This is a genomic window from Glutamicibacter sp. NPDC088483, assembly GCF_044753145.1.
Classification (GTDB): domain Bacteria; phylum Actinomycetota; class Actinomycetes; order Actinomycetales; family Micrococcaceae; genus Glutamicibacter.
The window spans coordinates 61664-83149 of the sequence record NZ_JBIVMP010000004.1; the positions used below are offsets into that span (position 1 = coordinate 61664).

Genomic DNA, 21486 nt, shown 5'->3' on the forward strand with positions numbered 1-21486 from the left:
GCTAGGCTACTCTCCGCTGAAGAGCGGGCTCAGGGTCGTGGCCTTCTTGGCTGCCCCCTGAAGTCCTACGAATTCCAGCCAATTGCCCAGCATCTGGTATCCCTGCTCGGTCAGCACCGACTCTGGGTGGTACTGCAGGCCCCATAGTGGTGCTTCCCGGTGCGCCAGCCCCATGATGACTCCCCCGGCGGTAGCAGCGATGATTTCAAGCTCAGCAGGGATGCTCTCGCGTACGGCTGCCAGGGAGTGGTAGCGCGTTGCGGTGAAGGGGTTGGCTACCTGGTTGAAGACCGGGTGGTTTTCGTGGCTCACCAGCGAGGTCTTGCCGTGCATTAGTTCTTCGGCGTGCGTGACCGTGCCGCCATAAGCTTCAGCGAGCGCCTGATGCCCAAGGCAGACACCGAGCATTGGCTTGCGCTGCTGCCCGCACCACTTGATCAGATCGATGCTGACACCCGCTCCTGCAGGCTCGCCCGGGCCCGGGGAGATCAGTACACCGTCGTATTCCGCAGCCAAATTGGTTGCTTCCCCAACGCTCAAATCGTCGTTGCGGTATACGGTGGTTTCCGCGCCCAGCTCCTGCAGGTAACCCACGAGGGTGTACACAAAGCTGTCGTAGTTATCTATCACGAGGATCCTGGTGCTGCTCACGGGGTGCTCTGGCCAATCGTTGAATCGGTGAATGGGCTGATGTACTGGTTCAGCCATGGGAAAACGTACATCATCAGTAATAGCACGATCGCGGCAATGAGAATCAATGCTTCAAAAATACGAAGCCACAAAGGGCCGGGCAGATTTCTAAATATCCAGGCGTACATCTCTTCTCCTAGCTCGTTGCGTCGATGACCATGTCACGGATTTCCTTCGGCGGACCTGCATCCAGTGGACGCCAATCGGTGAGTTCCGAATACGCGATCATGCGTTGCTGGGTCGAGTACTTCGGATGGCAGGTGGTCATGGTCAAGATGGACTTCGTTGGTTCCACTCCCCACTGGTGCGGGGTAGGCAACAGGACATCGCCATTGGATGGAGCCACAATCTCGGTGGCATACCAGGTGTAGGTGTAATACCCCTGTGCAGTCTGCAGATAGATTTTGTCGCCGTCTTGCAGCTTGTCAATATCCCAGAAGACCTGGCCATGGGTCTGGCGGTGGGCCGCGACGGCGAAGTTGCCCAGCTCCCCCGGTTGCTGCGTGCTCGGGTAATAGCCAATGCCGAGATTATCGATCACGTGGTCTTCCACGCCGTAGGTCACCGGGTGGTGCGATCCGCTAGCGCCAAAGCGCGGGAAATACATGATCCCGAAAGTTTCTCCGGGAGCCACTTCCGTGACCGGAGCCGGACCGTAGTTCTTCTCCTCTTCCTTCTCGTCGCCTTCCGGCACCACGACCTCGCCGAGTTCTTGCACGAGGTTTGCGGTGACTTCCTTCTGGGCCTGGGCCGAATCGATATTCGTCCACCACAGTTCCCACACCACGTAGAGCATCAGCAAGATGCCAAGGGTGATCAGCAGTTCGCCAAAGAATCCGGCAATACGGTTTCCTGCCGACGGTCGTCGGTGCTGCATGCGACGTCCCTGCGCAGTGGCTGATCGGTTCACGGCGGTCTGGCTCCTTAAGGGAAAGAAATGCGCGAAATAGGTCAACTAAGATGGGTCGATACTGGCCAAAACCCAGAGTTCCAGCGGGTAACGGCTAGTATGGAAGCTACGTAGGAATGCACTAAGCAGTTCTCAGCATTCTTGCACCCAAGCCTACCGGGAAGACCTGAAGGTCACCCACATTTACTACATTAAGCAGATGAAGCCGAGGGAGCATTCGAGTGCCGGAGTCAAAGCCACGACGCAAGAAGAATTCACAGCCGCAGGAGACGCGCCAGAGCGCCCATGCCATCGATAAGCCGATGCCAGGCTGGTACAAGCCAGTCATGTTCGGACTGATGCTTCTGGGCCTGCTGTGGATCATCGTTTATTATGTTTCGCAGACCCTGTACCCGATTCCGAATATCGGCGGTTGGAACATCGTTGTCGGCTTCGGTATTGCGATGGTCGGCTTTTTCATGACAACGGGCTGGAAATAGCCGTATCGCCGGCCCCCTGCTGAGGGGGCCGGCGAAGTTGTTTAATGGCGGCTTTTGATATTAGTGGCTGACGGCTTTCAAGCCGATGATGCAACCAACCAATCCGAGAATGAAGACCATCTTCAGTACGCTGAAGGCTTCCTGCCCGGTGGCCATCGAGTAAATGACGGCAAGCGAGGCTCCGATGCCTACCCAGATGGCATATGCAGTGCCGACGGGAATTTCCTTCATGGCGTAGGCCAGTCCACCCATGGACACAACCAGCGCCGCGAAGAAGACGATGGTCGGAACGAGTTTGGAGAACCCCTCGCTCATGCCAAGAGCGATGGCCCATACCGCTTCGAATAGTCCGGAAACGATCAAAATTACCCAATGCATGCCAGATACTTTCTGGCCGTCTTGTCGCCCTCCGGGTACGGCTCCCTCGTCCGGGTCCAAGCAATGATTGCTGGTGACCACCTCAGGCTAGCAAATGCAGGCCTTGCTGTCTCGCGGCTGTGACCAAAATGCCACCTATCCTCGCGAGGATCTGCGAGTCCACAGCCCAGCGCTGAAAATACAGTGGCACATCGATAAACCATTGCTCGTTGAGTACCTGCAGCCCGCTGGCTTTCTGCAGCTGCGTTTCTGGAACCATCCCCCACCCCATCCCCGCTTCTATGGCCGCAACGAACTGCATGGAATCTGGAACATGGTGGACTTGGCCTTCCGGCCGCGCTTTAGCCCCGGCAACCCGCTGGAGCATCTCATGCTGCAAGGGATCCTCACGATCGAAGACCACCATCGGAGTGCGAATGAGCTCTTCCACGGCCCCAGTTGGTACATGGCGTTGAACCACCGAAGCTTGCGCGGCTGCGCGATAGCGCAGTGCACCCAGTTTGTCACTGATGCAACCCTGGATATTCTCCTCCGCATTGGTGACCACGGCGCTGACGCGACCGGTTCGAAGTAGCTCCAGTCCCCTGTTTTCATCGGTACGCACTATTTCACAGGAGAGGTCTTCGAACTTCGCGAGCTCGTAGAATACCGGACCGAACCAAGTGGAGAGCGAATCCGCGTTGACTCCAATGGCGATCGGGATCGGATTTTCGGAGGCTATCTCTTTGGAGAACTCTGCACTGAGCAGCGTCATCTGTCGCGCATAGCGCAGAACTTTAAGTCCATGCTCGGTAGGCCTAACCGGGCGACTGCGGACGAGCAGGACTGCGCCCAGGCGGTTCTCCAAGGCCTTGATGCGCTGGCTGACGGCCGAAGCGGTCACTCCCAGATCAATCGAGGCATCATCGAAGCTTCCCGCATCAACTACCGCAAGCAGGGTTTCGAGGTGTTCTACATCCATGTTCACATTAGGAACTCTAATCTAGAATCAGAAACTTAAGTTCGACGCAGATCAGCTAATCTCTTACAGTTTCTACATGCTCTCTGGATCCTTGTTCTTCGGCTTTACCACTGGCCTGTCCCTCATCGTCGCCATCGGTGCGCAAAATGCGTTTGTGCTGCGCCAGGGAATCAGGAAAGAGCATGTTTTCATCACCGCTTTGGTGTGCTCATTATCAGATGCGATCCTGATTGCCGCCGGAGCCAGCGGCATGGGAGCGCTTGTCGACCGAGCGCCCTGGATATTGGTGATTGCGCGAATAGGCGGTTTCATCTTCCTGGCAAGCTACGCGATTTTCGCTTTCCGCCGAGCACTGAAGCCCGAGGCGCTGAAAGTCTCAGGGCTCCCCGGTGCAACAACAGCCGTCTCGATCATCGGAACGACGTTGGCCCTCACCTGGCTGAATCCACATGTCTATATCGACACGGTACTGCTTCTTGGTTCAATTGCTACTTCCCAAGCCGCAGGCGCACCCTATTTCGCCACTGGTGCGATCATTGCCAGCGTCACTTGGTTCTTCGCACTTGCCTACGCCGCACGCTTCCTTGCCCCGCTCTTTGCCAACCCCAAGGCGTGGCAGGTACTTGATGTACTTATCGGAATCGTCATGCTCATCTTTGCCAGCATGCTGATCCTGCCAGTTCTCACCAAGTAATCCACAGGCAAACACTCTTATCCACAATGACTGTGAACAACTTTCACAAACAGTTGTTCACAAAGTTATCCACAGCTGGGGAGAACTTGGGTGGAGTTCATGATTTTTCGGATAAAGTACAGGTCGACGGAGATATTGGAAACTGAAATGACATGCTTGTAAGTTATTAACACTGTGGATTCCGGCTGTGGATAAGGCGTGATTCCGCATATTGAACCGTGATTCTCATGATTCGTTTAAACTTTCGAACCCGAAGTTATTAACAGTCGGTGGATTCGTATATGCACTATCTACAGGGGTTGTTAAAAAGTTATCCACAACTGGGGACAAGGTTGTGAGTATTGGGTACTCGAAGGCGAATATCCCTGATATCACGGGGCCTAGGGGCTGTTAATAACCACTAGGCCTCGAGAGTTACACGCTTGTAAGTTATTAACAGTGTGGATAAGCAGTGTGGATAACTGTATTGCCTCTTTTCGAACTATCCCAAGGGCCACTTCACTGCTTCCGTGGAGAGGTAAAGGGCTGCCAGCAACGCAATCGACAAGGCCGTGAGTAAAAGTATCTGGGTACGCGCACGCTGTGGATTACTTCGCGGGATCAGCACAATGCAGCAGGCTGCGAGGATACCCAATATCGCTCCGCCCAGATGCCCCTGCCACGAAATACTGGGAATGACGAAGCCGAGAACGACATTCAGCGCCAGGATAATTCCCATGGAGCGAAGTGCCTGCTTATTGGAACGGAACACTACGAAAGTTGCGAGGAACAAGCCTGCCAGTGCGCCCGAAGCGCCGAGCGTGGCGCTGATCGGGTTGCTCAGCAGGAGAACGCCCAGTGAACCGCCAAAAGCGCTGAGCAGGTATAGCCAGGTGAAGCGCAGCCGTCCCATCCTTGGTTCGAGCATGGTGCCGAAGATGTAGACGCCGTACATGTTCATGGCAAGGTGCAAGAAGGAGCTCGTGGAGTGGGCAAAGGCGCTGGTGATCAGGCGCCATGGCTCATAGGCGGCCAGAGCCGGCGCAAGTACAAGCTGATTGGTGAATCCAGGGATGATCCACTGCAGCAGATACACCAGCACGTTCAGGCCGATGAAAGTGTAGGTGATAACAGGAGCACCGGATCGAGCCCGGCCACCGAATTGGGTCTTCTGCCGCGGCAGGTTCTTATTGGCTTGCGCGACGCAGTCTACGCATTGCACACCTACAGGCGCAGAGACCTGGCACTGCGGGCAGACCGGACGTCCGCACCGGTGGCATGAAACATAGGACACCGTCTGCGGGTGTCGATAGCACGTCGGAGTTGCTTGGCCCTCTGGGAAAACCTGTCCAAAGGACATCAGTACCTGCCTTGAGTTGGGGGAGAAGGATTAAATACTCGAGGCCCCGACAATGCCGCTAGGGAATCGTCGGAGCCTCGGGTTGGTGCGCCTGTGTTGTTACAGGGTCTCGATGTCGACCGAGTTGATAACGACGTCTTCCAGTGGCTTGTCACGGCCATCGGTAGCAACGGCGTTCAGCGCGTCAACGATCTTGCGCGAGTCAGCGTCAAGGACTTCACCGAAGATGGTGTGCTTGCCCTGCAGCCAGGTGGTAGGAACGGTGGTGATGAAGAACTGCGAACCGTTGGTTCCGCGGCCCATGCGGATGCCCGCGTTGGCCATGGCCAGCTTGTAAGGCTCGTTGAAGTTCAGTTCTGGGTGGATCTCATCATCGAACTGGTAGCCTGGGCCGCCGAAGCCCTGGCCCAGTGGGTCGCCACCCTGAATCATGAAATCAGAAATGATGCGGTGGAAGATGGTTCCGCTGTACAGCGGGGTGTTGGTCTTCTTGTCACCGGATTCTGGGTGTACCCACTCCTGCTCACCGGTCGAGAGGCCAACGAAGTTCTTTACGGTCTTTGGCGCGTGGTTGCCGAAGAGATCGACAACGATATCGCCCAAAGTAGTGTGAATCGTGGCTTTATGAGTTGCGTTTGCGGTCATGCCTTCATTCTTCCATGATCTATGCTCGACCCGCTAAATACTGACGTACGCGTTGAGAGAAAATTTGGACCATTCTTAGGTTGCTTGTCCGATACTGCTGGCCACTGGGCATAGAACTGCCTAGTCTTGAACTGTCGGATAGCGTGAATTTTTTCGGATCGGGAGCAATGCATGAGCAAGAAGAGCAAAGCAGGAAAAGTACTAGCCGTTGGCTTGATTGCGGGACTTGTCGCAGTGCTGGTAGCCGTGTGGAAGGCCTCGAAACCAATTGAGGATCCATGGGAAAACGAACCACTTCCTGCACAACCGCACGAGCCTGTTGAATCGCGTGAAGCCAGCGTGGAAGAAATCCGCGAAATCCTCGAAGATGACAAATAAAGCCGTCTAGGCTGCTTTTGGTTGGGCTTGCCCTCGAATCACGAGGGCAAGCCCAACAAGTATCACGGCCAACCCGGCATAGGTAGCGATAGGAACTACCTGCCCCAAGAACATTGCCGCTAGGATTGCCGCGCCAGGAATCTCGAGCAGAATCAGCGTCGAGACCGTGAGCGGACCGAGCACGCTGAGCAAATGATTCATGGCGGTATGGCCAAAGATCTGCGCGCAAAGCGTCAGCAGAATGATCGCCATCCATCCTCGGGCGTCGAAACCCCAAATCGGCGTTCCAGTCAGGAAACAAAGGATTAGCAGCACTGCGGCGGTAATGGCATAGCAGCTCGAGGCATACGTTGTAGTTCCCAAGGTCCTGCGAGCCACGGATCCGGCCAGCGTGTACACAGCGGCCAAGACGCCACCGGCTAGTGCCAAGAGGTCGCCAATGATGGCATCACGTCCCAGCCCCATGTCGAATCCCGTGATGATGATTGCACCAAGCAGCGCAATGCCCATGCCAAGGAAAACCTGCGTTCGATATTTGGTTCCGCGAAGAACCTGGTAAATCGCGATCCAGACACCTTGGATGCACACCAGTGCCGTTCCAGCAGCCACGCTGGTTAGTCGCATCGAATACATGAAGCACACGAAATGCAGTGCGAGAGCTACACCTGCTACCCCGGTGAAGAACCATTCTCGCCCGGTCATCTGCAGATAAGCTTTGGAGTTCTTTCGCAGTGCCGGTGCGCTGAGCGCGGCCGCCGCAGCTCCATTGCGCCAAAAGGCCATGGAGAGAACCGGGACACCAGGGAAGGCGGCAATAATGGGGCCAGATGCCGAAATCCCGAGAATTCCGACCAAGGCAAGCAAGATGGTCACCAACCAAGATTACAGTTTCCCAGCGCATGGGCTTCATTCGAACTTGGAACGTGCCGGATCCGGCGAATACTTGGACAGATCAAGATATTCTTATGATGGAATACTTTTATCTGTGCCCGCACTCTCGAGCTATTTAGCGTCTTTTCTCCGCCAATAAGCTGCGATCAATGCGCCGGACAAGTTATGCCAAACAGAGAATACGGCACCTGGCAGAGCGGCTTCAGGCGAGAAGTATTGCTTCGCTAGCCCACCGGCGAGGCCTGAATTCTGCATGCCGACTTCGATGGCGATTGTTCGCCGGGAAGCTTCGGGAACGCGCAACAGGACACCCATGGCATACCCCAAAGCCAGGCCCAGGGCATTATGCAAAATGACCGCAACCAGGACCAGCAGGCCAGCAGTCAAAATCGTCTGTGCACTGCCCGCGACGATGACCGTCACCACGAAGGTGATGGCTAGTACCGACAGCCATGGCAGCACACCACCGATCTTCGCCACGAACTGGTTGAACAGCATGCGCAGGACGATGCCTAGGACCACAGGGATCAGTACGATCTTGATGACGCTGACGGCCATGGATCCAGCATCGACTGGCATGTACTGGCCAGCCAGCCACAAGGCCAGCGCCGGGGTCAGCAGCGGTGCGAGCAAGGTCGACACGGAAGTCATGGCAACGGACAGGGCGACATTGCCTCGAGCCAGGTAGGAAACCACATTCGATGCCGTGCCTCCTGGTGCGCAGCCAACCAGGATCAGGCCGGCGGCCAAGGCCGGGTCAAGCTGCAGCAGCGTGGCGACCAGCCAGCCCATGGATGGCATCAGGATGAACTGCGCTGTGACACCGCCGAGCACCGGCAACGGGTTCTTGAACACCAGGGCGAAGTCTGGCAAGGTCAGCGTCAGCCCCATGCAGAACATGATCACCATCAGCAGGGGATTTATCCATCCGGAAAACCCCACGAACGCTTGGGGAACAAGCATTCCGCACAGTCCGCCCAGCAAAATCAGCACAGGGAAGAGCAGTACCGCGATGCGGGAGTCTTTTTCGTTCTTGTTGGCATTTGCCGCCGCGGCGGAAGGGCTGGACTGTTCATAGGGCACCTAGGTATTTTGCCACTAAAGAGTTGCGGCCACAACGAGACAACTGAAGTTAATCCACTGCCCTTGTCATATTCACTTGCGTGTAATTGACGAAAAGTATGCTGAAGATGTGAAGGTAGCAATCGTCGCTGAATCGTTCCTTCCCCATTTCAATGGGGTCACCAACTCAATCCTCAAGACGCTGGATCACCTCAGGCAGACTGGCCAGGAGGCCGTGGTCATTACCCCTGCAGGCTCGCTGGCAGGGGAGCTGTCAGGCCATGGCGTGCCAAAGCTCTATCAGGGCTTCAAGATCCTCACAGTTCCGTCGATGCCTTTGGCAAGCTATCCCGAGGTTCGGGTAGCTGCCACCAGTGTGGCGCGCCTGCGCAAGATGCTGGCTCGAGAGCGCGTCGACGTAGTTCATCTGGCTAGCCCGTTCATCCTTGGATGGCAGGCTCTGCGCGCTGCACAGGAACTCGAATTGCCCACCGTGGCGCTGTATCAGACCGAGGTTCCCAGCTACGCGGCACGCTACAAAATGCCGTGGCTGACGCAGAGGCTCTGGGAGCACGTCAGAGCGATCCACACGGGTGCGGACCTCACTCTGGTTCCAAGCACGTTTTCCTACCACCAGCTCGAATCTCTGGGCGTTCCGCGGCTTGCCATTTCAGGCAGGGGAGTAGATACAGCGCAGTTCACGCCAAGACGGCGAAGCGAGCAGTTCAGGCAGGCGGTTGCCCCGAATGACGAGGTAGTCATTGGCTACGTCGGCCGGCTGGCAGCAGAGAAGCAGGTCGCGGACCTGCAGGCCCTGGCGAGTCTTGAGAATACTCGGCTGGTGATCGTCGGTTCCGGCCCACTCGAGGACGAACTGCGCAGCCTTTTGCCCAACGCCCACTTCACCGGTTTCCTTTCCGGGGAACGCTTGGCCGAGGTCATGGCTTCGATGGACATCTTTGTGCATCCTGGCGCCTCAGAGACCTTTTGCCAGACCATTCAGGAAGCCATGGCCTGTGGTGTGCCTGTCGTGGCCGTAGGCCGTGGGGGACCGCTGGATCTGGTGGATTCCTCGCGCACGGGCTGGCTCTATCAGCCAGGAAACCTTAGTGAGCTGCGCAGTCGGGTCAGCGACTTGGCCTATGACGATGCGAAACGGCTGGCTTTTGCCAGCGCTGCGCTTAGCAGTGTCCAGGATCGGTCCTGGCACAGCATTGGCGAGCAGCTTATTGGACACTATGAGCATGTCCGGATGGCCCGGATCCGGCACTAGCGAAATAGAATTTTCTTCTGGATACGCAAAAGGCGGAAAGTTTTCACTTTCCGCCTTTTGGCAAATGTGGAGCCTAGGAGAATCGAACTCCTGACATTCTGCTTGCAAAGCAGACGCTCTACCAACTGAGCTAAGGCCCCGTATTCAATTTTGAAGTTTCCACTCCAAGATCAATTCATCCGAATCAATCAAAAAGAATTAGCGGAAAGTTTTCACTTTCCGCCACTTTCTTTTGTGGAGCCTAGGAGAATCGAACTCCTGACATTCTGCTTGCAAAGCAGACGCTCTACCAACTGAGCTAAGGCCCCAAAAGCTTTAGGAAACTTTATCGGCTACCTGATGCCAGGTTTCCTTCGTTTCCGACGAAGCCTTCGCTTTCTTGACCAAGACTACTGCAGCAGCCGCGATCGATGCGAGAACCAGGAACTTTTTCATCACTCCCTCTTTCTCTCCAGCAAGGTTTCCGTGGGCGTACCAAGACTTGAACTTGGGACCTCTTCGTTATCAGCGAAGCGCTCTAACCGCCTGAGCTATACGCCCTTGCTTTTGTTTTTGTTCCCTTCGGAACGAAATAAAACTTTACCGGTGTTCTCCCAAAGATACAAATCGAGCCCGGGTGTCATGCATCACAGCATGAATCCCGGGCTCGACTTGGGGTGTTCCTAGTCGTCGGTGAGGGTCACTCCGGCTCCGCCGACCAGTGAAGCAGCAATGTTGTACAGCACCGCGCCAAGCATGGAGACCACGGAAATTACCACTACGTTCACCACTGCGATGATCGTCGCGTAGGAAGCCACCTGGCCCAGCGACATGGTGTCGCGCAGGTCGAAGTTGCCGTCGGCGCCAATGGCCTCGCGCATCAGCTGGTTGAACGCATCAAAGGTTCCGGTCAGATCCAAGACAGCCCAGATGCCCACGGCGGCAACCACGGTGATCACACCGAAAGCTACCGAGAGCAGGAAGGCCAGCTTCAGAACCGAGAAGGGCTCCACCTTGGAAACCAGCAGGCGGGCCTTGCGGACCTTTGCCTTGGGCGCTGGACGAACCAGGCGATCCTGGCCATTGGCCGGACGCTGCTGGCTGGTTGGGCGCTGCGGCGCTCCTGTCGGGCGCTGGCCCGCTGGACGCGCTTGGCCTGTTGCTGGTCGTGCGCCGGCGCTAGCCGGACGGGCGCCAGTACCGGTCGGAGCCGGACGCTTTACCTGGGTAGGTCGCGGCGCTGCGCTCTTCGGGGCACCGCCGCTGGGGCGTGGCGTCGAGGGCGTGCTCATGCGTTACCTCCGTTAGTGTCGTCATCGTTTTCCGCGCCGGATTCGTTTTCTGGCACAGCCGATGACTCATCGATCGTGTTTTCTGCGTCCAACGTTACGGCATCTTCCTCCAAGTTCTCTTCGAGCTCGGTCTCAGAGTTCTTGGCAACCGCAAGGATCCGGTCCTTCTTGTCCGGCTTGGCGAAGATGACGCCCATCGTGTCGCGGCCCTTCGAAGGAACCTGTGAAACGGCCGAGCGGACCACCTTGCCCGAGCCCATCACCACCAAGACCTCATCGGTCTCGTCGACGATCAGCGCGCCAACCAGCTCACCGCGTTCCTCGTTGAGCTTGGCCACCTTAATGCCCAAACCACCGCGGGATTGCACACGGTATTCCTCCACCGTGGTGCGCTTGGCGTAGCCCTCGTTGGTCACGGTGAAGACATAGGAGCCTTCGCGGACCACATCGGCTGCCAGCAGCTCATCGTCTTCGCGGAACTTCATTCCGGTCACGCCCGAGGTTGCACGGCCCATGGGGCGCAGCGCGGTATCGGTGGCGGTGAAGCGGACCGACTGGCCCTTGCGTGAGACGAGCATCACGTCATCGGATTCACTGACCAGCTGCGCGGAGACCAGTTCATCGTCCTCGCGCAGGTTGATCGCGATCACGCCGGCGGTGCGGTTGGTGTCGTAATCCTCCAGGCGGGTCTTCTTCACCAAGCCGTTGCGGGTAGCCAGCATCAGGTAGGCCGCATCCTGGTAGGTGCGCAGGTCCAGCACCTGGGCAATGTGCTCATCCGGCTGGAAGGCCATCACGTTGGCTACGTGCTGGCCCTTGGCATCGCGGCCGGCCTCGGCCAGCTCGTAGCACTTGGTGCGGTAAACCCGGCCGTGGTTGGTGAAGAACAGCAGCCAGTTGTGGGTCGAGGTGACGAAGAAGTGCTCCACCACGTCGTCCCCGCGCAGGTTCGCGCCCTTGATGCCCTTGCCGCCACGTGCCTGCGAACGGTAGTTGTCGATGCGGGTGCGCTTGACGTAGCCGCCGCGGGTGATGGTGACGACCATTTCCTCTTCGGGAATCAGGTCTTCGACGCTCATGTCGCCGTCGTAGCCCATCAGCACCTTGGTACGGCGGTCGTCGCCATGCTTGTCGACGATCTCGGCCAGTTCTTCGGAGACTATCTGGCGCTGGCGTGCCGGATCGGCGATGATCGCCTGGAATTCGGCGATCATGCGCTCGAGCTCGGCATGGCGATCCTGGATCTTCTGGCGCTCGAGGGCGGCCAGGCGGCGCAGCTGCATGTCGAGGATGGCGCGGGACTGCGCCTCGTCGATGTCCAGCAGTTCCATCAGCCCGTCGCGCGCCGCCTCGGTGGTAGCCGAGCGGCGAATCAGGGCGATGACCTCGTCCAGGGCATCCAGGGCCTTGAGCAGGCCGCGCAGGATGTGGGCTTCTTCCTCGGCCTTCTTCAGGCGGTATTCGGTACGGCGGACGATCACTTCGATCTGGTGGGTGACCCAGTGGCGGATGAATCCATCCAGCGGCAGGGTGCGCGGCACCCCGTCGACGATCGCGAGCATGTTGGCCGAGAAGTTGGACTGCAGCTCGGTGTGCTTGTACAGGTTGTTCAGCACTACCTTGGCCACGGCATCGCGCTTGAGCACGATGACCAGGCGCTGGCCGGTGCGGCCCGAGGTCTCGTCGCGCATGTCGGCGATGCCGGCGATCTTGCCGTCGCGGACCAGTTCGGCGATCTTCACCGCGAGGTTATCCGGGTTGGCCATGTACGGCAGTTCGGTGACCACCAGGCAGGTGCGTCCCTGGATTTCCTCCACGTTGACCACTGCGCGCATGGTGATCGAGCCGCGGCCGGTGCGGTAGGCATCGGCGATGCCCTTGGTGCCCAGGATCATGGCGCCGGATGGGAAGTCCGGGCCCTTCACGCGCAGCATCAGCTCGGCGAGCAGCTCCTCGCGCGAAACTTCCGGGTTCTTCAGGTACCACTGCACGCCCTCGGCGACTTCGCGCAGGTTGTGCGGCGGGATGTTGGTTGCCATGCCCACGGCGATGCCGGAGGAGCCGTTGACCAAAAGGTTGGGGAAACGCGCCGGAAGAACCGTTGGTTCCTGGTTCTTGCCGTCGTAGTTGTCCTGGAAATCAACGGTGTTCTCGTTGATGTCGCGGACCATTTCCATGGCCAGCGGGGCCATCTTGGTTTCGGTGTAACGCTGGGCGGCGGCGCCGTCGTTGCCTGGGGAGCCGAAGTTGCCCTGGCCCAGGGCCAGCGGGTAGCGCATGACCCAGTCCTGGATCAGGCGGACCAGCGCATCGTAGATCGCGGTGTCGCCGTGCGGGTGGTACTGGCCCATGACTTCGCCGACCACGCGGGCGCACTTGTTGTACGAGCGCTCAGGGCGGTAGCCGCCGTCGTACATTGCGTACAGCACGCGGCGGTGCACAGGCTTCAGGCCATCGCGCACATCCGGCAGCGCACGGCCGACAATGACGGCCATGGCGTAGTCGAGGTACGAACGCTGCATTTCGGTCTGCAGGTCGATCTGGTCGATGCGACCGCCTTCTGGGACCGGCTCGATGATCTCGCCGTCCATTGGTGCGTTCTCAGGGGTTTGCTCGTCGCTCAATTTCTTCCCTTACAAGTCAAAAAAGTCTTCGGTGGATATCTGTGGTGGCGGCGGCCGGCTAGATATCCAGGAAGCGCACGTCCTTGGCGTTCTGCTGGATGAAGTTACGGCGGGACTCGACGTCCTCGCCCATCAGCACGGAGAACACCTCGTCCGCGGCTGCGGCGTCGTCCATGGTGACCTGGCGCAGCGTACGGTGTTCCGGATCCATGGTGGTGTCCCACAGTTCCGAGTAGTCCATCTCGCCCAGGCCCTTGTAGCGCTGGATGCCGTTGTCCTTGGGCAGGCGCTTGTTCGATGCCTGGCCGGCGAGCAGCGCATCATCGCGTTCCTTATCGGAGAACACGTAGTCATGCGGCGCATTGGACCACTTGATGCGGTACAGCGGCGGGGCTGCCAGGTAGACGTAACCGTGCTCGATCAGCGGGCGCATGAAGCGGAAGATCAAGGTCAGCAGCAGCGTGGTGATGTGCTGGCCGTCCACGTCGGCATCGGCCATCAGCACGATCTTGTGGTAGCGCAGCTTGGCCATGTCGAACTCTTCGCCGATGCCGGTGCCGAAGGCGGTGATCATCGCCTGCACTTCGGCATTGCCCAGCGCGCGGTCCAGGCGGGCACGCTCCACGTTCAGGATCTTGCCGCGCAGCGGCAGGATGGCCTGGGTGTGCGGGTCGCGTCCGCGCTTGGCGGAGCCTCCTGCGGAGTCGCCCTCCACGATGAACACTTCGCACTCGGCAGGGTTCTTCGAGGAGCAGTCCGAGAGCTTGCCCGGCATGCCGAAGGATTCCATCGGCGACTTGCGGCGGGCGTTGTCGCGGGCCTTGCGGGCGGCCATGCGGGCCTGCGAAGCCAGTTGGGCCTTGCGGATGATGTCGCGGGCCACGTTCGGGTTGCGCTCGAACCAGTCGCCCAGTTCCTCGTTGACCACGCCCTGGACGAAGCCTCGGGCCATCGAGTTGCCCAGCTTGGTCTTGGTCTGGCCCTCGAACTGGGGCTCGGAGAGCTTGACCGAAATCACGGCGGTCAACCCTTCGCGGGCGTCCTCGCCGGTGAGGTTGTCGTCCTTTTCGCGCAGGATCTTGTTATCGCGTGCGTAGCGGTTGAGCAGGCCGGTCAGGGCCGCGCGGAAGCCCTCTTCGTGGGTGCCGCCTTCATGGGTGTTGATGGTGTTCGCGTAGGTGTGCACGGATTCGGCGTAGGCGCTGGTCCACTGCATCGCGATTTCCAGGCTGATGCCGCGGGCAGCATCTTCGGATTCGAAGGCGATGACCTCGTCGTGGACCAGTTCGATCTTCTTGGCGGCGTTCAGGTGCTTGACGTAGTCCAGCAGGCCGTCCTTGTACAGGTAGTCCACGGTGCGCGGCTTGACTACCTGGTTCTCGATTTCCTCCTCGACCTCGGCCTCGGGCTCTTCGTTGTCCTGCACGCGCTCATCGGTGAGGGTGATGCGCAGGCCCTTGTTCAGGAAGGCCATCTGCTGGAAACGGGCGCGAAGCGTCTCGAAATCGAATTCGGTGGTCTCGAAGATTTCCGGATCCGGGTAGAAGGTCTGGCTGGTGCCTGTCAGCTCGGTTTCTTCGCCCTTGGTCAGCTCCTGGACGGTGTGGCCGCCGTTGCCGAAGCCGATGCGCCACGCATGGCCCTGGCGGCGAACGATGGTGTCGACCTTCTCGGACAGGGCGTTCACCACGGAGATGCCCACACCGTGCAGGCCGCCGGAGACCGCGTAGCCGCCGCCGCCGAACTTGCCGCCTGCGTGCAGGATGGTCATGACAACCTCTACGGTTGGCTTGCCCTCGGTTGGGTGGATGTCTACTGGGATACCGCGGCCGTTATCTTCACAGCGCACGCCGCCATCTGCCTGCAGCGTGACGTTGATGGTGTCGCAGTAGCCAGCCAGCGCCTCATCGACGGAGTTGTCGACGACTTCGTAGACCAAGTGGTGCAGGCCTCGAGGGCCGGTGGAACCGATGTACATGCCCGGACGTTTGCGTACCGCTTCGAGTCCTTCGAGGACGGTAATATCCTGGGCGCCGTAAGTGTGTTCGACTTTGGAAGTCATCGATTCCGCGGGGGCTTGGCTTTCAGCCGGTTCCTGCGGTGAAGCATTTTCGGTAGACACGGGTGCTACGAACTCCTCGGATTTGGCGCGCGATTGCCCGCTGCGATGGATTCAGCGCGTCAGGCAATCATGGTCTGGAGGGACACCGCCACCGGGCAAGCCCGCAGCGGAGTCATTTCACTACCTCTAATTCTACCGCGTAGACCAAAATAAACGGTGACTTTGAGGCCTAAATCGCCCACCAAAAGCTGCTAATTGACGTTCTGAGGCAGTTGTGGCGATCAAGTGTGGGGGGATCCACCCTCCGGGTCCGTGAGTGCGCCATATGCCGTGCCAGCAATTTCTACCCGTATGTGTCGCGTGGACCCCGGCCGGCCACCGAACGCATGCCATGGCGCCAGGAGGGAGCATTAGGCCCGAGCACCTTGAGCACGGTGACGATCCCGGGACCCAACTCGGCATCGAATTTCTTCAGAATATCGTGGCTGAGCAGGCGCATTTGCGCAGCTCTCGCTGTTGTATCGCAGCGCATCACCACCACAGTGTCTTCAAAGGATTCCGGCTTGCAGTGCTTCGCGTTCTCCACGCCAATGATGTCGGGCCAGCGGCCGAGTACCGATCCGACCGCGACCTGGGTGTTCCAGCCGCGGGACTTGGACAAGCGGGAGACTACTTCGCCGATGGCGCGCGGATCGCGGATCGCGCCCTCGGCGGATTCCGGCTTTTCCGCGGCGAATCCGCGGCGGGCGGCTTTTCGCTTGCGCACTTTGTCCATGCGCGCCGCATCTATTCGCTTCTCGCCACGTTCTTCGGCGAGCTTTCGCATGCGGTTGAGCAGTGCTTTGGCCGCATCGATCTCTGGATCGAAGCGGTGTTCATCCCGTTCTGATGGCTCATGCATCGACAACCTGGCCAGGGGAGACCTGGAAGTAATGTCCCTTCAGTGCTTCTGGAACATCTTCGACAACGGCGGCGGTCACCAGAACCTGCTCGGCTCCGGCAACGATATGCGCCAAACGATCACGACGGGTGGTGTCCAGCTCGGCAAAGACATCATCAAGGATCAGGATGGGTCCAGAACCTGGGCGGGGATCGTCATCGCCGAAAACACGGTAGGCGGCAAGGCGCAGGGCCAGGGCAAAGGACCAGGTTTCCCCGTGCGAGGCATAGCCCTTGGCAGGGGTCGGTCCCAGGATCAGGGTCAGATCGTCCCGGTGCGGTCCAAAGAGCGAAATTCCGCGGTCGACTTCCCGACCGCGATTAACTTCAATGGCGTTCAGCAGCAGTTCCTGGATTTCTTCTTGGTCCAAGGACTCAAGATCCTCTGCCGGCAGGCTGTTTTCATCGAGTTCGCCCTCGAGCGAGGACCGGTAGACGGCGCGCGCTTCCTTCGCGCCATCGGCCAAATCCGCGTAGGCGGCCTGCATGTACGGGCGAATCAAGGCCAGGACGTCAAGGCGTCCGCGGATCAATCGAGCGCCCGTCAAGGCCAACTGCAGATCCCAGGCCTTGAGGGTGTTTTCCTGCGAGGTGCTCAGCTTGGACTTGCCGCGGATGGATTTGAGCAGGGCATTGCGTTGCTTCACGATGCGGTCGTAGTCGTTCTTGGTACCGGCGTCTACCGGGCGCAGGGCTACCAGGAGCTCGTCCAAGAACTTGCGGCGGTTGGACGGGTCGCCCTTGATCAGTGCCATGTCCTCCGGGGCGAAGAGCACGGTGCGCACCATGCCCAGGATCTCCCGAGCGCGAACCGGGTTGGCCCGGTTGATGCGGGCACGATTGACCTTCCCACTGGTGATTTCGACCTCGATCACCGTGGTTTGCGGGCCACGATGCACGGTGCCGCGAATCAGCGCGCGCTCAGAACCGAAATGCAGCAACGGGGCGTCATTGCTCACGCGATGCGAAGAGAGATTGGCCAAATAGCCAACGGACTCAACGATATTGGTTTTGCCGACGCCGTTGGGGCCGATCAGAACGTTGATCCCAGGGGCCAGGTGCACGTCGGCCTGCGCATACGAGCGGAAGCCCGTGAGTGAAAGCTGCGAGATATACACCGAGGTCCTGACAGAAAGAAGGTGGTGGATGGTTAAAGCCATCCACCACGAAATTGGCTTAGTTCGAGTTGGGCAACCGAACCGGCATCACGAGGTAGCGATACTGGTCCTGGTCATCCTCATCCAGCTTCTTCTGGCCGGTCAGCATGGCCGGCTTGGGCGCACTGGTGAAGGAGAAGCGCACGAAATCGGTATTGAAGGAGTTCAGGCCTTCGGACAAGAAGGTCGGGTTGAAGGCCACGACGATGTCTTCGCCGCGAAGAGACGCAACAATAGCTTCTTCAGCCTGCGCGTCTTCGCCGGTGCCGGCATCCAAGGTCAGCTGGCCATCGGTAAAAGCCATGCGAACTGGGGTATTGCGTTCGGCAACCACCGATACACGACGAACAGCTTCCATCAGCTCGCTGGTGCGAACGGTGGCATGGATTGGGGTGTCGCTTGGGAACAGCGAGCGGATCTTCGGGTATTCGCCATTGATCAGCAACGAAGTGGTCCGGCGGTTGGAGCTTTCGAAGCCAACCATTTCGCCGTTCTCGCTCATTGCAAGCTTCAGCTCGCCAGAGCTCGAGAGAGTCTTGGCAACTTCGTTGAGGGTCTTGGCCTTGATCAGGAAGGAGGTCGAGATTTCCGCCTGGTTAGGAGTCCAATTGAGTTCACGCAGAGCCAGACGGTAGCGGTCCGTGGCCAAGAACGTGATCAGGTCGTTTTCAATTTCAACCTTGATGCCGGTGAGAACTGGCAAGGTGTCGTCCTTGGACGCCGCAACGATAACCTGCGATACAGCTTCGGAGAATGCTTGGCCATCGATAGTGCCGGCGATAGCTGGAAGTTCAGGCAGGGTTGGGTATTCATCAACTGGCATGGTGGCCAGGTGGAATCGTGAACGGCCACAGGTCAGCGAGATCTTCGAGCCTTCGGTCTCCAAGGTGACCGTCGAGTTAGGCAGCGATCGGGTGATCTCAGCCAAGAGCTTGCCGGAAACCAAGATCGAACCCTGCTCAGAAATGTCCGCGGGAATCTCAATATGCGAGGAAATCTCATAGTCGAATCCCTCGAGCCGAACCAGGCCTTCATGGGTGGTGATGAGAATGCCAGCCAAAACAGGTGATGGTGGTCGCTGTGCCAGGGACCGGGCAGTCCAGGATACGGCGTCTGCCAATACATCCTTTTCAACGCTGAACTTCACGAAAAATCCGCCTTTCGGAACCCATAAGTCTTAAGTCAGGCCAAGAAGGTTGTTCCCTCGCCAAGTTCTTAAGCATAGAGCAGGTAATTGCACGTTTTATCCATCTAATCTTGCCACGCCCTGATAGCGCAACGTCTGCTCAATGAACGAAGTGTGGACGATGCAACAAAAAAATTGTTCTGCACAGGATTTGGCTCGAGGGTGTGGAGTGGACTCGTTATTTGGATGATTAAGGGTTTAAAGGAGAAGTGTTAATAACCCTTGTGGATACTGTGGATAAGGCCTGTAACCCCAGACCCGCCCACGATTGTGCATGTGAACAATCTGTGGTTGAACGTGAGACTCAGTTCCACCATCCTGTTGATACTCAGTTCCACGATTTTTAACGTCCACATGGTTTGCGCACTTATCCGCAGGTCTTCACCAAATCATCCACAGTCTTATCCACACCTGTGATTTCTCGCCGCTAGTGCTCCCGCTGGCTCTGCTTAATCCGGTTGGTTAGCTCGGTGACCTGATTAAAGATCGCTCGACGCTCGGCCATGAGCTCACGGATCTTACGATCTGCGTGAATCACGGTGGTGTGGTCGCGGCCGCCAAGTTCTGCACCAATCTTCGGCAACGACATGTCGGTAAGCTCACGCAGCAAGTACATGGCGATCTGGCGCGCGGTGACCAAAGTACGAGTTCGCGATTTGCTGTTCAGCTCATCAATACTCAGTCCGAAGTACTCTGCGGTCTGCTTGATGATGGTCGACGGCGTGATTTCCTGGGCCCCGTCTTCGCTGATCAAGTCCTTGAGCACGGTTTCGGCCAATGCAAGGTCCACGGGCTGGTTATTCAGCGACGCGAAAGCGGTGACACGGATCAAAGCACCTTCGAGTTCCCGGATATTCGTGGAAATACGCGAAGCAATGTACTCCATGACATCACTTGGAGCTGAAAGATTTTCGGCGTCGGCCTTCTTACGCAAAATCGCAATACGCGTCTCCAGCTCTGGTGGCTGAATATCGGTCAGCAGGCCCCACTCGAAGCGCGAACGCATGCGGTCTTCGAATCCCTGCAGCTGCTTGGGAGGCAGATCAGAGGTGATGACAACCTGCTTGTTGTGGTTGTGCAGCGCATTGAAGGTATGGAAGAACTCTTCCTGGGTAGCGTCCTTGTTGGCCAAGAACTGAATGTCGTCAATGAGCAGAATGTCGACATTGCGGTAAGTCTGCTTGAAACTTGCGCCCTCGTCGTCGCGGATCGAGTTGATGAAATCATTGGTGAACTCTTCGGAGTTAACGTAGCGCACGCGGATGCCCTTGTAGAGATGGCGTGCGTAGTGGCCAATGGCATGCAGCAAGTGAGTCTTGCCCAGACCTGAATCACCATAGATGAACAGCGGGTTGTAGGCCTTGGCCGGCGCTTCGGCAACAGCAACGGCTGCGGCGTGGGCAAAGCGGTTCGATGAGCCGATCACGAAGGTGTCGAAAATGTACTTCGGGTTCAGCCGGCCGAACTCCTGCGAATTCGATGGGGGAGTTGGCTGCGGTGCTGGCTGGGGGCGCGGACCAGGAGTCTCAACGACTGCTGGAGCTGACGGCGCGGCGGCTTTGGCTTCAGGCTCATCTTCTTCGAGCTCATCCGAGAGCGAGAGATCAACGCTGACGGCGCAACGGATCTCGTCCTGGAAGACTTCTCGCAGTGCTTCATCCAGCGGCTCGCGCAGCTGAGTCTGCAGAATATCGCGGGTGAGGTCATTGGGTACCGCAACTAAGAGCGTCGTACCGATTAGTCCCTGAGGTTTAGCCAGCGATACGAAGGCACGGTAACGCGCCTTGACGCGATCATCATCCTCGATCTTCCGGATGACTTGGCGCCAAGAGCTACCAATGCTATTGGTTTCGTCGCTGCTCACTAAGGGCGCCCCGCTTCCGTTTAAATGCAATCTTGGTCACAAGAATCCTGTTTCCAGGCTTCTAAAACGTCGTTTTCTGGACCACGTCTGCATTGATTCTATCCATCATCCACACAGTTATGCACAGCTCCGTGGAAAAACCGGGTGTTATTACTGTGGAAAACGGGTTTTCCCTTGAAATCAAGCGTTTTTCGCTGCGAGATGACTAGCTGTTTTGCGGAAAACTGTGAATTTTCTTTCGTTATACACAGCCTTAATCCACAAGTCTGGGGTAGATTATTCACAGGCCGACTCTCGAAGCAGGGAGCATGGGCAGAACTCTTGCGCCAATTTGACCTTGCGCGCATAGTTTTCTATTGTTATTCAGTCCTATGCGCATCTTTTTGCGACTTGCTCATTTTTGGAAGAGCCCGCGAAAAAAGCGCATTTTATAAAAAGCACGAGCGTCATCCTGTTGTTATCCAGCTAGCTAGTAACGGGTAGTACGCATCATCTAAAACGTTTTGGAGTGTCACCGTGAGCAAGCGGACTTTTCAGCCTAACAACCGTCGTCGTTCGAAGAAGCATGGCTTCCGCCTTCGTATGCGTACCCGTGCAGGTCGTGCCATCCTTTCGGCACGTCGCGGCAAGGGTCGCACCGAGCTGTCCGCATAAATTTGCGAAACAGCTCTTGGCAGCATGAC

The 21486-nt window shown here is 57.9% G+C and carries 22 protein-coding genes, 3 tRNA genes and 1 riboswitch; of the genes, 5 read left to right on the plus strand and 20 right to left on the minus strand.

Features of this window, described 5'->3' with window-relative positions:
• Positions 1–6: 6 nt before the first annotated feature.
• Genes ACIP6G_RS09405 through ACIP6G_RS09415 form a run of 3 tightly spaced genes read right to left on the minus strand, consistent with a single transcriptional unit; the run spans position 7 to position 1600 of the window.
• On the minus strand, positions 7–651 hold the full coding sequence (locus ACIP6G_RS09405; RefSeq protein WP_400289688.1) for an anthranilate synthase component II: 645 nt from the start codon (positions 649–651) through the stop codon (positions 7–9).
• Positions 648–818: a hypothetical protein gene (locus tag ACIP6G_RS09410; protein ID WP_013347422.1), complete on the minus strand. Its 171-nt coding sequence runs from the start codon at positions 816–818 to the stop codon at positions 648–650. Before ACIP6G_RS09410 ends, ACIP6G_RS09405 begins: the two co-directional genes overlap by 4 nt.
• A gap of 8 nt (positions 819–826) precedes the next feature.
• A complete protein-coding gene (locus tag ACIP6G_RS09415) occupies positions 827–1600 on the minus strand; it encodes a class E sortase (RefSeq protein WP_400289689.1) in 774 nt (257 codons plus the stop codon).
• Between the two features lie 221 nt (positions 1601–1821).
• Here ACIP6G_RS09415 and ACIP6G_RS09420 point away from each other — a divergent pair, with 221 nt between their 5' ends.
• Complete coding sequence (locus tag ACIP6G_RS09420) at positions 1822–2079, plus strand: cell division protein CrgA (protein WP_105658678.1); 258 nt, start codon at positions 1822–1824, stop codon at positions 2077–2079.
• A gap of 60 nt (positions 2080–2139) precedes the next feature.
• Here the strand turns inward: ACIP6G_RS09420 and ACIP6G_RS09425 are convergent, their stop codons facing one another.
• Both ACIP6G_RS09425 and ACIP6G_RS09430 read right to left on the minus strand, forming a co-directional pair.
• A complete protein-coding gene (locus ACIP6G_RS09425) occupies positions 2140–2457 on the minus strand; it encodes a multidrug efflux SMR transporter (RefSeq protein WP_105658679.1) in 318 nt (105 codons plus the stop codon).
• A gap of 11 nt (positions 2458–2468) precedes the next feature.
• Positions 2469–2534: riboswitch (guanidine-III (ykkC-III) riboswitch) on the minus strand.
• A gap of 5 nt (positions 2535–2539) precedes the next feature.
• Positions 2540–3418, minus strand: coding sequence for an ArgP/LysG family DNA-binding transcriptional regulator (locus ACIP6G_RS09430; protein WP_133833754.1), 879 nt, complete (start codon positions 3416–3418; stop codon positions 2540–2542).
• A 76-nt stretch (positions 3419–3494) separates the two neighbouring features.
• Here ACIP6G_RS09430 and ACIP6G_RS09435 point away from each other — a divergent pair, with 76 nt between their 5' ends.
• On the plus strand, positions 3495–4112 hold the full coding sequence (locus tag ACIP6G_RS09435) for a LysE/ArgO family amino acid transporter (protein WP_400289691.1): 618 nt from the start codon (positions 3495–3497) through the stop codon (positions 4110–4112).
• Between the two features lie 481 nt (positions 4113–4593).
• On the opposite strand, the gene ACIP6G_RS09440 is transcribed toward ACIP6G_RS09435, so the two are convergent.
• A complete protein-coding gene (locus ACIP6G_RS09440) occupies positions 4594–5313 on the minus strand; it encodes a rhomboid family intramembrane serine protease (protein WP_332594768.1) in 720 nt (239 codons plus the stop codon).
• Positions 5314–5550: 237 nt separating this feature from the next.
• The gene (locus tag ACIP6G_RS09445; protein ID WP_105658683.1) at positions 5551–6096 is read right to left on the minus strand and encodes a peptidylprolyl isomerase; all 546 of its coding nucleotides are present in this window, start codon (positions 6094–6096) and stop codon (positions 5551–5553) included.
• Positions 6097–6267: 171 nt separating this feature from the next.
• Here ACIP6G_RS09445 and ACIP6G_RS09450 point away from each other — a divergent pair, with 171 nt between their 5' ends.
• Positions 6268–6474 carry a hypothetical protein gene (locus ACIP6G_RS09450; protein ID WP_105658684.1) on the plus strand — a complete coding sequence of 69 codons (207 nt, stop codon included), beginning with the start codon at positions 6268–6270 and terminating at the stop codon, positions 6472–6474.
• A 6-nt stretch (positions 6475–6480) separates the two neighbouring features.
• Here the strand turns inward: ACIP6G_RS09450 and ACIP6G_RS09455 are convergent, their stop codons facing one another.
• Positions 6481–7347 carry a DMT family transporter gene (locus ACIP6G_RS09455; protein WP_105658702.1) on the minus strand — a complete coding sequence of 289 codons (867 nt, stop codon included), beginning with the start codon at positions 7345–7347 and terminating at the stop codon, positions 6481–6483.
• Between the two features lie 129 nt (positions 7348–7476).
• Positions 7477–8448, minus strand: coding sequence for a bile acid:sodium symporter family protein (locus ACIP6G_RS09460; RefSeq protein WP_400289694.1), 972 nt, complete (start codon positions 8446–8448; stop codon positions 7477–7479).
• A 109-nt stretch (positions 8449–8557) separates the two neighbouring features.
• On the opposite strand from ACIP6G_RS09460, the gene ACIP6G_RS09465 reads away from it, so the two are divergent.
• A complete protein-coding gene (locus tag ACIP6G_RS09465) occupies positions 8558–9700 on the plus strand; it encodes a glycosyltransferase family 1 protein (protein WP_286134352.1) in 1143 nt (380 codons plus the stop codon).
• A gap of 67 nt (positions 9701–9767) precedes the next feature.
• Here ACIP6G_RS09465 and ACIP6G_RS09470 read toward each other — a convergent pair.
• From ACIP6G_RS09470 to dnaA, 11 genes are all read right to left on the minus strand, one after another.
• Positions 9768–9840, minus strand: a tRNA-Ala gene (locus ACIP6G_RS09470).
• Positions 9841–9935: 95 nt separating this feature from the next.
• A tRNA-Ala gene (locus tag ACIP6G_RS09475) sits at positions 9936–10008 on the minus strand.
• Positions 10009–10015: 7 nt separating this feature from the next.
• Entirely contained in the window at positions 10016–10135 is a 120-nt protein-coding gene (locus ACIP6G_RS09480) for a DLW-39 family protein (protein WP_219844366.1), read from the minus strand.
• A gap of 31 nt (positions 10136–10166) precedes the next feature.
• Positions 10167–10240, minus strand: a tRNA-Ile gene (locus tag ACIP6G_RS09485).
• A 122-nt stretch (positions 10241–10362) separates the two neighbouring features.
• Positions 10363–10971 carry a DUF3566 domain-containing protein gene (locus tag ACIP6G_RS09490; RefSeq protein ID WP_133833758.1) on the minus strand — a complete coding sequence of 203 codons (609 nt, stop codon included), beginning with the start codon at positions 10969–10971 and terminating at the stop codon, positions 10363–10365.
• Positions 10968–13595, minus strand: coding sequence for a DNA gyrase subunit A (gyrA, locus tag ACIP6G_RS09495; RefSeq protein ID WP_400289696.1), 2628 nt, complete (start codon positions 13593–13595; stop codon positions 10968–10970). The genes ACIP6G_RS09490 and gyrA overlap by 4 nt, the downstream gene beginning before the upstream one ends.
• Before the next feature lie 58 nt (positions 13596–13653).
• Entirely contained in the window at positions 13654–15657 is a 2004-nt protein-coding gene (gyrB, locus tag ACIP6G_RS09500) for a DNA topoisomerase (ATP-hydrolyzing) subunit B (protein WP_400290080.1), read from the minus strand.
• Between the two features lie 343 nt (positions 15658–16000).
• Positions 16001–16558, minus strand: coding sequence for a DUF721 domain-containing protein (locus ACIP6G_RS09505; RefSeq protein ID WP_400289698.1), 558 nt, complete (start codon positions 16556–16558; stop codon positions 16001–16003).
• The gene (gene recF, locus ACIP6G_RS09510) at positions 16551–17714 is read right to left on the minus strand and encodes a DNA replication/repair protein RecF (RefSeq protein ID WP_400289700.1); all 1164 of its coding nucleotides are present in this window, start codon (positions 17712–17714) and stop codon (positions 16551–16553) included. The genes ACIP6G_RS09505 and recF overlap by 8 nt, the downstream gene beginning before the upstream one ends.
• A gap of 58 nt (positions 17715–17772) precedes the next feature.
• Entirely contained in the window at positions 17773–18900 is a 1128-nt protein-coding gene (gene dnaN / locus ACIP6G_RS09515; RefSeq protein WP_105658692.1) for a DNA polymerase III subunit beta, read from the minus strand.
• 466 nt (positions 18901–19366) lie between these two features.
• Positions 19367–20803 (minus strand): chromosomal replication initiator protein DnaA, encoded by a 1437-nt coding sequence (gene dnaA / locus ACIP6G_RS09520; protein ID WP_105658693.1) that lies wholly within the window; start codon positions 20801–20803, stop codon positions 19367–19369.
• 516 nt (positions 20804–21319) lie between these two features.
• On the opposite strand from dnaA, the gene rpmH reads away from it, so the two are divergent.
• Positions 21320–21457 (plus strand): 50S ribosomal protein L34, encoded by a 138-nt coding sequence (gene rpmH / locus ACIP6G_RS09525; protein ID WP_075972541.1) that lies wholly within the window; start codon positions 21320–21322, stop codon positions 21455–21457.
• The last annotated feature ends 29 nt before the right edge of the window (positions 21458–21486 follow it).

Excerpts from the sequence above, each read along its gene's own strand:
- ACIP6G_RS09410 (WP_013347422.1), bottom strand. The coding sequence starts at position 818 with ATGTACGCCTGGATATTTAGAAATCTGCCCGGCCCTTTGTGGCTTCGT.
- ACIP6G_RS09430 (WP_133833754.1), bottom strand. The coding sequence starts at position 3,418 with ATGGATGTAGAACACCTCGAAACCCTGCTTGCGGTAGTTGATGCGGGA.
- gyrB (WP_400290080.1), bottom strand. The coding sequence starts at position 15,657 with ATGACTTCCAAAGTCGAACACACTTACGGCGCCCAGGATATTACCGTC.
- ACIP6G_RS09505 (WP_400289698.1), bottom strand. The coding sequence starts at position 16,558 with ATGCATGAGCCATCAGAACGGGATGAACACCGCTTCGATCCAGAGATC.
- ACIP6G_RS09450 (WP_105658684.1), top strand. The coding sequence starts at position 6,268 with ATGAGCAAGAAGAGCAAAGCAGGAAAAGTACTAGCCGTTGGCTTGATT.
- ACIP6G_RS09425 (WP_105658679.1), bottom strand. The coding sequence starts at position 2,457 with ATGCATTGGGTAATTTTGATCGTTTCCGGACTATTCGAAGCGGTATGG.
- ACIP6G_RS09480 (WP_219844366.1), bottom strand. The coding sequence starts at position 10,135 with ATGAAAAAGTTCCTGGTTCTCGCATCGATCGCGGCTGCTGCAGTAGTC.
- ACIP6G_RS09490 (WP_133833758.1), bottom strand. The coding sequence starts at position 10,971 with ATGAGCACGCCCTCGACGCCACGCCCCAGCGGCGGTGCCCCGAAGAGC.
- ACIP6G_RS09435 (WP_400289691.1), top strand. The coding sequence starts at position 3,495 with ATGCTCTCTGGATCCTTGTTCTTCGGCTTTACCACTGGCCTGTCCCTC.
- ACIP6G_RS09445 (WP_105658683.1), bottom strand. The coding sequence starts at position 6,096 with ATGACCGCAAACGCAACTCATAAAGCCACGATTCACACTACTTTGGGC.